This window comes from Arthrobacter sp. SD1074B, assembly GCF_056780195.1.
In genome coordinates this window covers 115,980-130,967 of record NZ_JBRAZT010000001.1, presented here as the reverse complement: position 1 = coordinate 130,967, position 14,988 = coordinate 115,980, and the positions used below count along the sequence as shown (strand labels likewise).

At 70.1% G+C, this 14,988-nt stretch carries 15 protein-coding genes; 2 read left to right on the top strand and 13 right to left on the bottom strand.

Translation table 11 applies throughout. The features are described from left to right. Position 1 precedes the first annotated feature (1 nt). From ACUYM2_RS00650 to dacB, 13 genes are all read right to left on the bottom strand, one after another. Entirely contained in the window at positions 2-922 is a 921-nt protein-coding gene (locus ACUYM2_RS00650) for a Rossmann-like and DUF2520 domain-containing protein (protein WP_481598307.1), read from the bottom strand. Then, positions 915-2,516 (bottom strand): PH domain-containing protein, encoded by a 1,602-nt coding sequence (locus ACUYM2_RS00645; protein WP_481598306.1) that lies wholly within the window; start codon positions 2,514-2,516, stop codon positions 915-917. Before ACUYM2_RS00645 ends, ACUYM2_RS00650 begins: the two co-directional genes overlap by 8 nt. After that, positions 2,513-3,025 (bottom strand): PH domain-containing protein, encoded by a 513-nt coding sequence (locus ACUYM2_RS00640; protein WP_481598305.1) that lies wholly within the window; start codon positions 3,023-3,025, stop codon positions 2,513-2,515. The genes ACUYM2_RS00645 and ACUYM2_RS00640 overlap by 4 nt, the downstream gene beginning before the upstream one ends. Beyond that, entirely contained in the window at positions 3,006-3,530 is a 525-nt protein-coding gene (locus ACUYM2_RS00635; protein ID WP_481598304.1) for a DUF3180 domain-containing protein, read from the bottom strand. The genes ACUYM2_RS00640 and ACUYM2_RS00635 overlap by 20 nt, the downstream gene beginning before the upstream one ends. Further along, positions 3,527-4,075: a 2-amino-4-hydroxy-6-hydroxymethyldihydropteridine diphosphokinase gene (gene folK / locus ACUYM2_RS00630; RefSeq protein ID WP_481598303.1), complete on the bottom strand. Its 549-nt coding sequence runs from the start codon at positions 4,073-4,075 to the stop codon at positions 3,527-3,529. The genes ACUYM2_RS00635 and folK overlap by 4 nt, the downstream gene beginning before the upstream one ends. Next, positions 4,072-4,431 carry a dihydroneopterin aldolase gene (folB, locus tag ACUYM2_RS00625; protein ID WP_481598302.1) on the bottom strand — a complete coding sequence of 120 codons (360 nt, stop codon included), beginning with the start codon at positions 4,429-4,431 and terminating at the stop codon, positions 4,072-4,074. Before folB ends, folK begins: the two co-directional genes overlap by 4 nt. An 11-nt stretch (positions 4,432-4,442) precedes the next feature. Continuing rightward, positions 4,443-5,396, bottom strand: coding sequence for a dihydropteroate synthase (gene folP / locus ACUYM2_RS00620; RefSeq protein ID WP_481598301.1), 954 nt, complete (start codon positions 5,394-5,396; stop codon positions 4,443-4,445). A gap of 12 nt (positions 5,397-5,408) precedes the next feature. After that, positions 5,409-6,065 (bottom strand): GTP cyclohydrolase I FolE, encoded by a 657-nt coding sequence (gene folE / locus ACUYM2_RS00615; protein ID WP_481598300.1) that lies wholly within the window; start codon positions 6,063-6,065, stop codon positions 5,409-5,411. 9 nt (positions 6,066-6,074) lie between these two features. Beyond that, on the bottom strand, positions 6,075-8,138 hold the full coding sequence (gene ftsH, locus ACUYM2_RS00610) for an ATP-dependent zinc metalloprotease FtsH (RefSeq protein ID WP_481598299.1): 2,064 nt from the start codon (positions 8,136-8,138) through the stop codon (positions 6,075-6,077). Between the two features lie 202 nt (positions 8,139-8,340). Next, positions 8,341-8,892, bottom strand: a complete 552-nt coding sequence (hpt, locus tag ACUYM2_RS00605; RefSeq protein ID WP_146336115.1) for a hypoxanthine phosphoribosyltransferase — start codon at positions 8,890-8,892, stop codon at positions 8,341-8,343. 29 nt (positions 8,893-8,921) lie between these two features. Next, entirely contained in the window at positions 8,922-9,959 is a 1,038-nt protein-coding gene (tilS, locus tag ACUYM2_RS00600; protein WP_481598298.1) for a tRNA lysidine(34) synthetase TilS, read from the bottom strand. A gap of 98 nt (positions 9,960-10,057) precedes the next feature. Then, positions 10,058-11,188 carry a zinc-dependent metalloprotease gene (locus ACUYM2_RS00595; protein WP_481598297.1) on the bottom strand — a complete coding sequence of 377 codons (1,131 nt, stop codon included), beginning with the start codon at positions 11,186-11,188 and terminating at the stop codon, positions 10,058-10,060. A gap of 149 nt (positions 11,189-11,337) precedes the next feature. Then, positions 11,338-12,849, bottom strand: coding sequence for a D-alanyl-D-alanine carboxypeptidase/D-alanyl-D-alanine endopeptidase (gene dacB / locus ACUYM2_RS00590; RefSeq protein ID WP_481598296.1), 1,512 nt, complete (start codon positions 12,847-12,849; stop codon positions 11,338-11,340). Between the two features lie 151 nt (positions 12,850-13,000). Here dacB and ACUYM2_RS00585 point away from each other — a divergent pair, with 151 nt between their 5' ends. Further along, positions 13,001-13,492 (top strand): inorganic diphosphatase, encoded by a 492-nt coding sequence (locus tag ACUYM2_RS00585; protein ID WP_346958375.1) that lies wholly within the window; start codon positions 13,001-13,003, stop codon positions 13,490-13,492. A 121-nt stretch (positions 13,493-13,613) separates the two neighbouring features. Continuing rightward, positions 13,614-14,939 (top strand): carboxylesterase family protein, encoded by a 1,326-nt coding sequence (locus ACUYM2_RS00580; protein ID WP_481598295.1) that lies wholly within the window; start codon positions 13,614-13,616, stop codon positions 14,937-14,939. Positions 14,940-14,988 lie beyond the last annotated feature (49 nt).

Below are 14,988 nucleotides of genomic sequence, written 5' to 3'. Positions count from 1 at the left end.
CTCAGTGTCCTTCCTCAGGAATCGGCCAATCGGCGTCGGGGCCCTCGAGCGCCCGCCGGATGCCCTCGATTTGGTCCGGCTTCAACAGCCCGCGGCTGCCCGCACGGCGGGCCGTTGCCCGCGCCATGGCCAGGTACGCCTCCAGAATATCGCCGCCGGAGCCGCCGTCGAGTTCCCGCAGGGCCTCCGAGTGCGCGGCGACGGTCCCCACGTCGCCGCGGGCCACCGGCCCGGTCAGCGCGGACTCACCCGAAGCGAGGGCGTTTTCCAGGCTCGCACGCAGCAGGGGTCCCAGCATGCGTTCGGGGGCTTCGACGCCCACCTCGCGCAGCAGTTCGGACGCTTGGGCCACGAGGGTAACCAGGTGGTTCGAGCCGTGGGCCAGGGCCGCGTGGTAAAGCGTGCGGTCGCCCTCGGCGATCGCGACCGGCTCGGCGCCCATCTCCACCACGAGGGCCTGCGCGATCGGCAGCATGGCCGGGTCGGCCGTCACGCCGAAGCTGCAGTCCAGCAGCCGGGTAAGGTCCAGGCTCATCCCGGTGAACGTCATGGCGGGGTGCAACGCCAGCGGGACGGCCCCCGCGGCGCGGACCGGCCGCAGGACACCGACGCCGAACCGCCCGGAAGTGTGGGCCACGAGCTGGCCCGGCTGCCAGGCGCCGAGCTTCGCGAGGCCTTCAACGAGCGGGCCTAGGGCATCGTCAGGGACCGCCAGCAGCACCAGTTCGGCGCGCTCCACGATGTCCTGCACCTCAAGGACGGGGACACCGGGCAGCAGGGTTTCCGCGCGTTCGCGGCTTGCATCCGAGACGGCGGAGACCCCGACGACGGCGTGCTCGGCGGCGCGCAGCGCCGCCCCCAGCACGGCCCCCACCTTGCCGGCTCCGATAATTCCGACGCCGAGGCGTCCTGGCTTAGCCATGCTGAGGCCCTTCCTTCGCTTCGTGTTCGAGAAGTTGGTGGTCGTGTGGTTCGTGGTCGTCCGCCCCGCGTTCGACTGCTGCGCCCTGCCCGAGCCAGTGTTCACTGGTCTGCCGTTTCCGCGCGCTTCGGGCTCGGGCCGCCTGAGCGTCGAGCAGGGCCCGGCCCTGGTCCAGGCCGGCCTGGACCAGCCGCGGCGCCACCGGTCCCGCGGTGGTGTGCAGGACGAGGTCAGCGACCCGGAAACGCCGCGCCAGCGGACCTTGCTGCAGCGCGATCGACTGGGTGCGCTGGTGCGGGACCAGCACGAGCTGGCGCCACCAGCGGCCGGACCGGATCAGCAGTGCGGTGTCGGTGGCGGCGAAGCCGTTCCGCCGCCACCCCAGCGGGGCGAGCAGGCGGGCCCGCGCCGGTGTGGTGACGAAGCCGCCGTCCTCCGGTGCCACCGGACCGCCGTCGTCCATCCGCACCGCGGGACCGCCGCGACGGTCCGCGCCCCGCGCCCCAGCGGGCGCCGCCAGGCCGTTCAGGCCTGCGGTGAAGACGCGCACAGGGTCCGGGGTGCCGGGGTCGGGCAGGACCAGCGAGAGCATGATGAAGACCTCCGCCAGCGTTCCGACCGGCAACAGGGTGGTCCGGGAGGAGCCCTCGCCGTTGCCGCCGGCCGTTCCATAGCCGGCCACGTTGACCTGCATCCGGTACCAGCCGAAGATCCGCCAGAGCGGCGGCTGGCTGATCCGCAGGGCCTGGATCCGTCCCGGCGGCAGCGTCTGGGCCTGGGTGTCCAGCAGCCCGTAGCGCAGCCGGATGCCGTCCGGGGAAATGGCGGCGGTGAAGTTATAGCCCTTGTTAAACGAGTTCCAGTACGCCGCGACCAGGCCCAGCCCGGCGGGGATCAGGTACAGGAAAAAGCTGCGGTTCTCCGTGAGGGCCGAGAGCAGCACCGAGGCCACGGCACCGAGGACGATGACGACGCTCTGCTCGCTCAGCACCAGCGACCCCACCAGGCGTTGCGGCGGAACGGTCAGCACCACCCGTTCCGGCGCCTCTACGGCGGCTGCCGCCGGCCGGTCCGGTGCTGGCGCCGCTGCACCACCGGCGGCGCTGGAGGCACCGGAGGCGCTGGCCAGAATGGTCGCGCGGAGCTGGCGGGCCTCATCCGCGCGCAGGTAGGCCAGGTGCACCGCAGACGATCCGGCGTCGGCGACCTCGAACCGGAGCTCAGCGAGCCCGAAAATCCGCGCCAGGAGAGGCTGCACGACGTCGATCGCCTGGACCCGGTCCAGCCTGGCCTGGCGTTGCTGCTTGAACAGCACCCCGGTGTTGACGCGCACGTATCCGTCAGCCACCTGGTAGCGGGTGAAGTACCAGCTCAGGACAAAGCCGATCACGGTCAGCAGCAGCACCGTGCCCCCGCCGAGCAGCAGCCACGGAGCCCGTCCGGCGAACCGCTCGTCGAAGACCGGGCCGCCCTGGAGCAGCCGTTCGAAGGCGTCGCGTCCAAAAAAGAAGAACATCGCGGCCAGCGCCACCCAGCCCCGGACGAACGGGGAGGCCGGGTGCACGCGCTGCCAGCTGTCCCCGGCGGCGCTCACAGCCCGGCCAGACGGGCCTCGCCGCGGGCGGACAGCTGTTCGCGGAGCCGCGCGCCCTCCGCCGCGGGCAGGCCGGGGATCTCCGCGCTGGTACCGGCGGAGGCGGTGTGAAGCTTTAGGGTGCACAGGCCCAGGCCGCGTTCGACCGGGCCGGCGCCGATGTCCACGTACTGCATCCTCCCGTACGGGACCACCAGCACGCGCTGGAAGAAGATGCCACGCCGGATCAGGAGGTCGTCCTCGCGTTCGGCGTAGCCGATGGAGCGCACCTGGCGCGGGATGAGCACCAGCCGCCAAAGGGCCAGGACCAGGGCAGCGGCGGGCAGCGCGACGGCGAGCCAGAGCGGCAGCCAGTCCCACACGCCGGCGAGGACCAGCATGAGTGGCAGCGACAGGACCGCGACGGCGGCCACGTTGGCCAGGGCCCAGGCCGCCACCCGCACGGTGACGTAGCGCGGGGAAACGCGCAGCCAGTCCACCCCGGGCGGGTCAATCGCCTCGGTACGCATATTCGCCTTCGGCCTCGGGCTTACCCCGCTTGGCCTGCAGTCCGGGGGTCCCCTCGGCGTCGCCGTCCTCCGGGGGAATCCGGCAGAACCGCTCCACCACCAGGCCCACCACCACCATGACGAGCCCGCCGCCGGTCATGGCCAGCGTCTCCCAGGTAATGGATTGCCCGCTGCGCACGGACCAAAGCCGCAGCTGGTCCAGGAAGATTCCGGCATGCCAGCCCAGCAGTACGGTCCCGGTGTACGCGCAGGCCTGGGCGAGGACGAGGGTCCACGCGGCCAGGATCGGGTTGAGCATTTTCTTCTTTTTCCCGTTGCGCCAGCGCAGCACGCGGATGCCGAGGACCAGGGTGACGGCAACGATCACGCCCATCGTGATCAGCCCGGTGAGCGGCAGCACCGGGGTGTTCAACCCGTAGCGGGCGGTCATCAGGCTGGCGAGCCAGCCCAGCACGGCGAGGGCAACGCCGATGACGAGCAGCAGGAGCGGGTTGATCAGTTTCACGGCGCCTCCACCACTCCGGCAGTGCCCTGGAGCTCCTCGAAGCCGTCGAAGGGCACCAGGTCCGGGAAATCGGCGGCCTTGGCGGCGAGGTCACCCACCCGTTCCCCGTTCAGCTCGGCCGCGGGCTCGATCAGGGACCAGGGATAGAGCACGAAGGCGCGTTCCGCGGCGCGCGGATGCGGGAGTGTCAGGTCAGGGTCGGAGCTCACCACCTCGCCGAAGGTGATGATGTCCACGTCGAGGGTGCGCGGACCCCAGCGCACCTCGCGGACCCGGAAGTGCTTTTGTTCCACCGCGTGGCAGTGCCGCAGCAGTTCCTCCGGGGACAGCGAGGTTTCCACGGCGATTACCATGTTCAGGAAGTCCGGCTGGTTCGGCGGTCCGCCGACGGCCTTGGTCTGCACGATCGGCGAAATGGCCAGCAGCCGTACCTCGGGCGGGTCGACGAGGTCGGCGACGGCGGCGGAGAGGGTATCGTTGCGCTCCCCCAGGTTGCTGCCAAGCGCGATCACGGCGCGGGTGTAGGGGGCGGCGTGTGGGCTCATGGCCGTTCCCGGTGCACGCTGACGGAAACGTCGCCGAAGTCGACCTGGATCGGAGCTTTGGGTTTGTGCACGGTGATGTCCACCGCTGCCACCGGGAAGCGCAGCAGCACGTCGTCGGCGATCCGCACCGCGAGGGCCTCAATCAGGTTCAGCGGGGTGCCGGTGATCCAGTCGCGGATGCATTCGGCCACCTCGCCGTAGTGCGCGGTGTCCCGCACGTCGTCGCTCGCGGCGGCCTGGGTGAAGTCCAGGTGCAGCACGGCGTCGACGACAAACGGCTGGCCGTCCCGCCGTTCGAAGTCGAACACTCCGTGGTGCCCGACGGCGGTGACACCGCTCAGCGTGATTTGGTCCATGGGGCGCCGGTTCAGCGGTCGCCGGGCGCGGCCGGCGCCGCCGGGCCGGTGGCCGGGCTGGCCGGGGCGAGGCGGGCGGCGACCTTGACGGCGTCGAGGCTGGGGCCGACGTCGTGCACCCGGACGGCCCAGGCGCCGCGGAAGGCGCTGATGGCGGTCACGGCCGCGGTGGCGGAGTCCCGTTCGTGGGGTGCGGCGGCCTTGCCCGCGACGGTCAGGAGGCTGCCCAGGAACCGCTTCCGGGAGGCGGCCACCAGGACTTTGTGGCCCATGCCCTGCAGCACGTCGATGTTTTGCAGCAGCTCCCAGTTCTGTGCCTCGTTCTTCGCGAAGCCAAGGCCCGGGTCCACGATGATCTGCTCCGGCGCGGCGCCGGCCGCGTACAGCTTGTCCCGGACACCGGCGAGTTCGGCGGCGACTTCCGCTGCCACGTTGTTGTAGTCGGCCAGCGAGTCCATGGTGTTCGCGTCGCCGCGGCGGTGCGTGAGGATGTACGGCGCCTTGCTCCGGGCCACGAGTTCGAGCATTTCCGGCTCGACCGTGAGGCCGGAGACGTCGTTGATGATCGCGGCGCCGGCGGCCAGGGCTGCCTCGGCGGTGGCGGCGTGGGTGGTGTCGATGCTCACGAGGGCGCCGGCCTTGACCAGCGCCTCGACGACGGGCAGGACCCGGCGCTGCTCCTCCTCGACGCTGACTTCGGCGGCGCCGGGACGGGTGGATTCCCCGCCGACGTCGATGATGTCGGCGCCGGCGTAGAACATCCGCAGGCCGGCGGCGATGGCGGTGTCCGCCGTCGCGTGTCGGCCGCCGTCGCTGAACGAATCAGGGGTGACATTCAGGATCCCCATCACGAGCGTCCGGTCCGTCGGCAGGTCCTTGAAGCTCGCGGCCGGGCGCGGTTTGCGCAGCACGGGCAGCGGCGAGGTGGCAGGTCCTGTTCCAGGGGCTGCAGCGAGGGAATCCATAGTGTGTTTTTCTTACCTTCCGAGGATGAGGCTCATGGCTTCGGCACGGGTCGCCGGGTCATGCAGTTGCCCGCGGACCGCGCTGGTGACGGTCTTCGCACCAGGCTTGCGGATGCCGCGCATCGACATGCAAAGGTGTTCGCATTCGACGACGACAATCGCGCCGCGCGGCTTGAGGTGGGTAACGAGGGCTTCGACGATCTGGGTGGTCAGCCGTTCCTGCACCTGCGGGCGGCGGGCGAACATGTCCACCAGCCGGGCCAGCTTGCTCAGCCCGGTGACCTTGCCGTCGTGTGAGGGGATGTACCCGACGTGGGCGACGCCGTGGAACGGGACCAGGTGATGCTCGCAGGTCGAGTAGAACGGGATGTCCTTGACCAGGACCAGTTCCTCATGGTCAAGGTCGAAAGTGGTGGCGAGGATCTCGGCCGGGTCGTGGTGCAGGCCGGCGAACATCTCCGCGTAGGCCTTGGCCACGCGTTTCGGCGTGTCCAGCAGGCCGCTGCGGTCCGGGTCTTCGCCAATGGCGAGCAGGATCTCGCGCACCGCCGCCTGGATCCGGGGGTGGTCCACCGTGGTGGTGTTCTGGCCGGGGGCCCCCGCCGCCCCTTCCGCGGGGAAGGGGCCGGCGGTGGCGGGAACGTCGTCGTCGTCGAAGTAGGAAGTCACAGAAGAAGCCTAGCCGGGATGGCCGTCGGGCCCCAGATCCGTAACACCGCCCTGGAAGGGCTCCTGTCCGGGGACGCCCTGGGCGTGCGGGGGCACCGTGTCCAGCGGTTCCTCGAGCCGGGCTTCCTTGGCCTCTTCCTGGGCTTCGCGTTCCGCCTTCTCGCGGCGTGACTCCACCGGGCCGACGGCCTGGATCGGCCGGGTCTCCTTGGAGAGCCAGATCTCGCGGAAATCGCGCTTGCGGATATGCGTGAAGACCTGCGCGATCTCGGCCTGGTTCAGGGTTTCCCGTTCCAGCAGTTCCAGGGCCAGCTGGTCCAGGACGTCGCGGTTCTCGGTCAGGATCGCGTAGGCCTCGTCGTGCGCGCCCTCGATCAGGCGGCGCACTTCTTCGTCCACAACGTAGGCGATCTGGTCCGAGTAGTTGCGCTCGTGGCCGGCGTCGCGGCCCAGGAACGGCTCGCCGCCGCCCTGTCCGAGGCGCACCGCGCCCACCCGCTCGCTCATGCCGAACTCGGTGACCATTTTCCGGGCGATCCCGGTGGCCTTTTCGATGTCGTTGGAGGCACCCGTGGAGGGGTCGTGGAAGACGAGTTCCTCCGCCACCCGGCCGCCCATAGCGTAGGCCATCTGGTCGAGCAGCTCGTTGCGGGTTACGGAGTACTTGTCGTTCTCCGGAACCACCATCGTGTAGCCCAGGGCCCGGCCGCGCGGCAGGATCGTGATCTTAGTGACCGGCGCCGAGTTGCGCAGCGCCGCCGCTACCAACGCGTGGCCGCCCTCGTGGTAGGCGGTGACCTTGCGCTCGTGTTCCTTCATAACGCGGCTGCGCTTCTGCGGGCCGGCCATCACGCGGTCGATCGCCTCGTCGAGAGCGCGGTCATCGATCAGGTTGGCGTTGGAGCGGGCCGTGAGCAGCGCGGCCTCGTTGAGCACGTTCGCCAGGTCCGCGCCGGTGTAGCCGGGGGTCTTCTTCGCGACGGCCTTGAGGTCGACGCCGGGAGCCATCGGCTTGCCCTTCGCGTGCACCTTCAGGATCTGGTCCCGGCCGATCAGGTCGGGGGCCTCGACGGAGATCTGGCGGTCAAAGCGGCCCGGGCGCAGCAGCGCGGGGTCGAGCACGTCGGGCCGGTTGGTGGCCGCGATCAGGATGACGTTGGTCTTGACGTCGAAGCCGTCCATTTCAACCAGGAGCTGGTTGAGGGTCTGCTCGCGCTCGTCGTTGCCGCCGCCGATGCCGGCGCCGCGGTGCCGGCCGACGGCGTCGATCTCGTCCACGAAGATGATGGCTGGAGAATTCGCCTTGGCCTGCTCGAACAGGTCGCGGACACGGGAGGCACCCACGCCGACGAACATTTCCACGAAGTCGGAACCGGAGATGGAGAAGAACGGCACGCCGGCCTCGCCGGCGACGGCGCGCGCCAGCAGCGTCTTGCCGGTGCCGGGAGGACCGTACAGCAGCACGCCCTTGGGGATCTTGGCGCCCACGGCCTGGAACTTGGCCGGTTCCTGGAGGAATTCCTTGATTTCCTGGAGTTCCTCAACGGCCTCGTCGGCACCGGCGACGTCGCTGAAGGTCACCTGCGGCATGTCCTTGTTAACCATCTTGGCCTTGGACTTGCCGAACTGCATGACCTTGGAGCCGCCACCCTGCATCCGGGAGAGCAGGAACCAGAAGAGCACACCCAGCAGCAGCACCGGTACCAGCAGCGAGAACAAGCCGGAGAACCAGTTGCTTTCAACCGGCTGATCGGTGAAGCCGCTCGGCGGCTTCGCAGCCGTCACGGCCTTCACGACGTCGGCGGCGCGGGCGTTGACGAAGTAGAACTGGACGTTCTTGCCCTTGTTCTGCCCGTCAGCCTGGTAATCGTCCCTCAGCACCAGGTCCACGCGGTTCTCGGCGTCGAAAATCTTTGCCTGCTCGACCTTGCCGGTGGACAACTGCTCCAGGCCCTTGTCCGTGTCGATCCGGACCGATCCCCCCGGGGCCAGGGTGGCAAAGGCCAGCAGGAGCATGCCGATAACAACGACAATCCAGATGCCGGGGCCCTTGAAGAAACTCTTAGCTTTCATCTGATCGGGGGCTCGCCCCGTCCCTCCTGGTAGTGCTGCACGGCGACCGATCTGCGCGCGTGTGGTGTGCTGCGTCAGGTTCTAGCTATACACCGTCGCAGTAACTCACGCACGGTCAAGGGTAAAAGTTCCCTATCGGCGTAGCGGAGGGCTGTGCGCGGCAGAACAGGCTCAGCGTCGAGCCGGGGCGGCGCCGCCGGTTCTACTCGTAAACGTGGGGAGCGAGGGTGCCCACGAAGTCCAGGTTGCGGTACTTCTCGGCGTAGTCCAGGCCGTACCCGACGACGAATTCGTTCGGGATGTCATAGCCGACGTACTTGACGTCGATCTGGACCTTGGCGGCGGTGGGTTTGCGGAAGGCGGTGCAGATCTCCACCGAGGCCGGGCCGCGGGACTCCAGGTTGGTCTTGAGCCAGGAGAGCGTGAGGCCGGAGTCGATGATGTCTTCGACGATCAGGACGTCCTTGCCCATCAGGTCCGTGTCGAGGTCCTTGAGGATGCGGACCACACCGGAGGACTGCGTGCCGGAGCCGTACGAGGAGACGGCCATCCAGTCCATCGACACGTGGCTGTGCAGCGCGCGGGCCAGGTCCGCCATGACCATGACCGCACCCTTGAGCACACCGACGATCAGCAGATCGCGGCCTTCGTAGTCCTTGTCGATCTGGGCAGCGAGTTCAGTGATCCGGGTCTGGATCTGCTCCTTGGAGTAGAGAACGTGCTTGAGGTCTGCCTGGACGTCGTTTGAATCCACCAATGGCTCCTGTGTAGATGCGGGTGCGACTATTCTTGGGGCGGTTTTTGAGGCCGGAATACAAGCTTCCCACAGCGGGCGCCCTCTCGGGGAACGCTGGCGGGGGCGGACTGCTCGGCCGCGAGCAGCTGGGCGAGTGAGAGCCGGTAGACGCTCACGCCGCCGGGCAGCTCCACCGGCCCGGCGGAGCCCTGCCGGCGCAGCAGCGCCTCCGCGGCGAGCAGCCGCTGGTAGCTGGGCTGTTGACCGCCGACGGCGGCGGCGGCCTTGGCAATCACCCGGAACCTCACGGCCGGGGCCAGTTCGCGCAGCGCGGCCTCCGGCAGGCCGAGCTCCGTCCCGGTGCGCTCCTGGAGGCGGGCAAAGGTGTCCTCCGCCACAGCCTCCAGGAAGTCGGCGTCGAGTTGCAGGATCGACGCCGTCCTGGCCAGCGACTCTGCCACCCCCGGGCCGAGTTTGTCCTCCAGCATCGGCAGCACCTCCACCCGGGTCCGCGACCGGGCGAACGAGGAGTCCTCATTGCTTGGGTCATGCCACGGGTCCAGCCCCTCGACGGCGCAGATTTCCAGGGTGTCGGCCCGGCGCAGGCCGAGGAAGGGCCGTAGCAGGCGGCCGCGGGCCGGCCGCATCCCGGCGAGCGAGCGGGTCCCGGAACCGCGCGCCAGGCCCAGCAGGACCTGCTCGGCCTGGTCGTCCAGGGTATGACCGAGCAGGATGGCCGCGGCGCCGGCCTCGTCGGCCGCGGCTTCGAGGGCGGCGTGCCGGGCGTCCCGCGCGGCGGCTTCCGGGCCCATCCCGGCGGGGGCGACTTCGACCGTCCTGACCTGGACGGGGGCGAGTCCCAGCTCCTGCAGCACCGCCGCCGCCGCGGCGGCCACCTCCGCTGAGCCGGGTTGGAGCTGGTGGTCCACCACGACGGCGCCAACGGACACCGGGCGCCCGTCCACGTGGCCGCGCCGGCCAAAGTAGGCGGCGACGGCGGCGAGCGCCAGCGAGTCCGGGCCGCCGCTGCAGGCCACCAGCACCCGCTCGGGGTAGCCGGCGTCGGCGAGGGCGTCCTGCAGCATTTTCCGCGCCTTGCCGACGACAGGCGCCAGCCGGCCAGGGCGCCGTCGTCCGCCGGAAGCCGCCGGGAGATCCGGGTTGCTGGTGGCCGGCACGCGGACTAGAGCCCCATCCGTTCGAGCCAGAGCTTCGAGTCATGGATCTCAGGTTCGGTGGGCAGGTGGTCTGCGGACTCCCACACCTTGTTAAAGCCTTCCATGCCGGCGGCATCGACCACTTCGCGGACGAACTTCGACCCGTCGCTGTACTGCCGCATTTTCGCGTCCAGGCCGAGCAGGCTGCGGATGAACTTCTCGATCGCGCCGCGGTCCTTGCCGCGGGCGTTGAAACGCTGCCGGATGGTCTTGACCGACGGGACGATGCTCGCGTCCACCGCATCCATGACCACGTTGGCATGGCCCTCCAGCAGGCTCATGACGGCGGTCAGGTGCGAGATCGCCGCGCGCTCGGCCGGGTCCTGCAACAGGTCCAGGATTGCCCCGCGGCCGGGGGTCGCCCCGGGGGCGGACCGGTCCTTGAGTGCCTTCGCGGCTGCAGCGGCGCGTTCCATGATCGAGTCGACATTGCCCAGCAGGTGGGCACTGAGGTCCTCGATCTGGTCCAGCATGTGGTGGCGGAGCCACGGGGCGGCGGCGAACTGCACGCGGTGGGTCTGTTCGTGCAGGCACACCCAGAGCCGGAAATCCTCGGGGGCGACATTGAGCTCACGTTCCACCGCGATGATGTTGGGGGCCACCAGCAGCAGCCGGCCGGCGGCGGGGGCCGTGGAATTCTCGGCCAGCGCGGAAAACGGGTCGTACTGGCCCAGGACCTTGCTGGAGAGGAACGCCAGGATGGCGCCCAGCTGGCTGCCGGTGATCGCGCCGCTCACGCTGGCGGCACCCGTGCCCACGGTCCCGCGGCGGCTTTCGAGCATTTTCTCGATGGCGGGCTGGAGCATCACGGCAAAGCTTTGCGTGTTCGCCTTGGCCCAGGACGCGCGGTCCACCACCAGGACGGAGGAGTCTCGGAGATCCCGGGCGGCTTCGAGCCCGGTGATGTCGTGCACGTGCGGGACGGAGATGTCCGCCATCAGGCGCAGGTTTTCGACGGCGGCGCCGATCTCCGCGGAACCCAGCGACGGCCCGGCCGGGGTGAGGCGCGCGGCCGTGGATGCCGCGAGGTCCCAGTTGATGAGGGCCTGGGCCTGGGCAGCTGTCTCAGCTGATGTCTCGCGCGAAGAGGACTCCATAGCTCCCATCAGATCACAGCGGGCCGGGGATGCGCCTTAAGTTCGCCGCGGAGCGAACGGGCGGCCGGTGGCCGCCGGTTCGACGGTTCCCTGCCGAGGAGGCGTTTCGAACGCCCGGATGCGCAGGGAACCGTCGAAACGGCGCGGCCTCAGCGGCAGCCGCAGGCGGCCAGGACCGAGGCTGTCCGGTCCAAGGCCGTCTTGTTCCCCGCAGCGCCGGGGGTAAGGCCGTTGCCGATGAAGGAAAAGACCAGGAGCCGGCCGTCTGCGTCCACGACGTAGCCGCTGAGGGCGATCACGGTGTTCAGCGTCCCGGTCTTGGCGCGGACCAGGCCCGCGCCCCGGGCGGTGCTGGTATCCGTGTACCGGCTGCCCAGTGTTCCGGTCAGCCCGGCCACCGGGAACCCGGCCAGGGCGGACCGGAGGCGGGTGTCCGTGCCGGTGGTCATCGCGCGGACCACGGCGGCGAGCTGCCGCGCCGAGACCTTGTTTTCCAGGGTCAGTCCGGCCAGGTCGGCCGCCCGGAGCGTGGCCGCGGGAATGCCCAGTTCCTCGAGTTGCTGCAGGACAGCCGCGACGGCGCCGGCGTTGCTGGCGGGTTTCCCGCTGGCCACCGCCACCATCCGGCCCAGTACCTCCGCGAGGTAATTATCCGAGGTGCGCAGCATCAGATCCACCTGCTGGCTGACGGTGGCGGACTGGACTTCGGCCAGGACCGCGGCCCGTCCGCCGGCAGCCGCGGCGGGCTTCCGCGTCGCCGGCAGCCTGGCGACGCCGGGCGCAACGGTGAGCCCCGCGGCGGCGCCGGACGCCGAGAGCCGGGCCGCGAATGCTTCGGCCGCGGTCATGGCGGCGTCCCGGGGGCGGGGCCCGGTGGTGACAGCAGGGTCGTAGCGGGCGGAGTTCAGGGCCACCGGGAACACCGGCGCCACTTCGCCGGCGGCCACGTCCTCCGGGTTCCAGGCCGGGCTGAGGGGCGCTCCGGTAAAGAGGGAATCGTCCAGCAGGACGGACACCGGCCCGGCTGTGCCGGCCTTCCGCAGGGCGTCCACGGTGGACTGCGCCAGGGTGGCGAGCCCGGCCCGGCCCAGGACGGCCTCCGGCGCGGACCCGCCGGCGCCCAGCAGCACGTCGCCGCCGCCGGTGAGGACCACGGAACCGGGCGTGGGGCCGGCCACGACTTTGGTGCTGAAACGCCGGTCCGGGCCGAGCGTGCGAAGCGCGGCGGCGGCGGTCAGCAGCTTGATATTGGAGGCGGGGGCGCGGACCTCGTCGCCGGACCGGTCGAAGAGCACCTTGCCGGTGGCGGCGTCCTGCACCACGCCACTGAAGGACCCGGCGCCGTCGGTCTTCAGGGTGGCGGTGAGGGCGGCGGCGAGCGCGGCGGCGTCCGGCACCGGTGCCGCGTCACTGAGCGGCCGCATGCCGCCGGCGGCTACCGGACCGCCGTCGGGCGTGCTCAGGGTGGCGGGCAATTGCTGCCAGGGGCCGGCCGCGGCGGGCTCGGGGGGCACGGCCGGGCCGCGGAATCCGGGGCTGACCGCCACCCCGGCGGGGATGGCGAGGGCAATGACCAGGAGGGTCAGCAGCAGCATCGGAAGGGTGCGCCCGAGCGTTCCGGGCGCGTGAGCCGTTCCCTTCCGGCTCTTTCTGGGTTTCATGCTGCCGTTGGTCCTTTAGTCCCGAAATGTCCCCACTAGTTCCTGAAACCAGGGCCTGTCGCTATATCCTCAATAGTAGTCGGCGGCACCGGCACTGCTTTTTGCACGTCACGAGTGCCGCGCACCCCCTGAATCCGTCGAGGAGCATTCCATGAAGCATGACGTGACCATCGAGATCCCCAAGGGATCGCGCGTCAAGTACGAAGTCGACCACGAGACCGGCCGCGTCCGCCTGGACCGCGTCCTGTTCACCTCCATGCAGTACCCCACGCACTACGGTTTCTTTGAGAACACCCTGGGCGAGGACGGCGACCCGCTGGACGCACTGGTGCTCCTGCAGGACTTCGACCTCTACCCCGGCGTGATCGTCGAGGCCCGCCCGATCGGCGTCTTCAACATGACCGACGACGGCGGCGGGGACGCCAAGGTCCTCTGCGTCCCGACGGATGCCCGTTTCGACCACATCAACGAGATCGGCGACGTCAGCGAGTTCCTGATCAAGGAGATCGAGCACTTCTTCACCCGGTACAAGGACCTGGAGCCGGGCAAGTGGGTCAAGGCCGAGGGCTGGGGCGACCGCGCCGCGGCCGAAGCCGAACTCGAAGCGTCGATCAAGCGCTTCGTTCCGGGCGCCGGACACTAGTCCCGCCCCATTCAGAGCGCGAACGTACACTTGAGGCCCTCGAATCCGCGGATTTTGGGGCCTCAAGTGTACGTTCGCGCCTTGCCAGCCGTGGATCAGGAATGTGTGAAATCGTTGGTTCATGAACGCCGAGCCTGCCTTTAGCCCGCCGTGCGGCCCGGTCACCGGGTGGCGCGACGGCGACGTGGTCCGCGCCACCGGAATCCCGTACGCCACCGCCGCACGTTTCCAGCCGCCGGTGCCCGCGCCGGACTGGACCGAGGCCCTGGCCGCCACCTCGCTCTCCCCCGCCTGTCCGCAGGCGCCGGTGCCGTTCCTGGACGACATCCTGGGCACCCGCTACGGGGAGCTTCCCGGCAGCGAGGACTGCCAGCGGCTCTCAATCACCATGCCGGAGGACCTGCACGACGGCGAACGCGTGCCGGTCATGGTGTGGCTGCACGGCGGGTCCTATACCTCCGGCTCGGGCGACCTGGCGATCTTCGACCCCAGGGCCCTCGTCGTCGAAAACCGCGTCATGGTGGTCTCCGTGACGTACCGCCTGGGCCTGTTCGGCTACCTGGCCACCGGCAGCGGCCGGCCCGCCAACCTCGGCCTGCTGGACCAGCTCGAGGCGTTCCGCTGGGTGCAGCGCAACATCAGCGCCTTCGGCGGCGATCCGGGGAACGTCACAGCCTTCGGGCAGTCTGCCGGCGGCGACGCCGTCGCCCACCTGATGGCGACGCCGGAGGCGCCTGCCCTGTTCCGGCGGGCCATTATCCAGAGCGCGCCGCTGGGCATCACCCGGGGCCGGGACAAGATGAGCCGGGCCATGGGCGTCGCCGCGGAAGCCGTCACCGAAGACACCCCGGCGATGGACGTCGTGCAGATCGAGGAGCAGGTGTCGCAGGTGGCCCGGAAGTTCGGGCTGATCGCGGCCATGCCCTTCGGCACCCAGTACGGGCACGCGCCGCTGCCGGCCGAGTCCGGCATCGAGGCCGCCTGGAACGCCACGGCCCCCGGGATCGAGGTTCTGATCGGGCACACCTCCGAGGAGGCCCGCATGTTCCTGCCGCGCAACCGGGCGGTCAGCCGCCTGGCCAAGGTCCCGGTGCTCGGCGGCGCCGCCGTCAAGGCCATCAACTGGGCCGTGACCGAGGCGGTGTACGGCCGGTCCGCCAGGCGGTTCGCCCGGCGGCACGCGCGGGCCGGCGGCACGGCGTACAGCTACGTGCTGTCCTGGGCCGCACCGGGGAACTTCTACGGGGCCGCGCACACCGTGGACCTGCCGCTGCTGTTCGGCGACCGGCAGACCTGGGCCGGGGCCGGGCTGCTGGCCGGCGCCAGCTGGGAGGAAATCAACGCCCAGGGCCGGGCACTGCGCGCGGTCTGGGCGCGCTTTGCCTCGGGAAAGGGCCTGGAGCCCAGCGGCGGGATTCCCGGCGCGTTCCGGTACCGCTCGCTGTGAGCCGGACGAAGGGCTGATGCCATGCCCGAATGGCCGAACACCCCGGCCG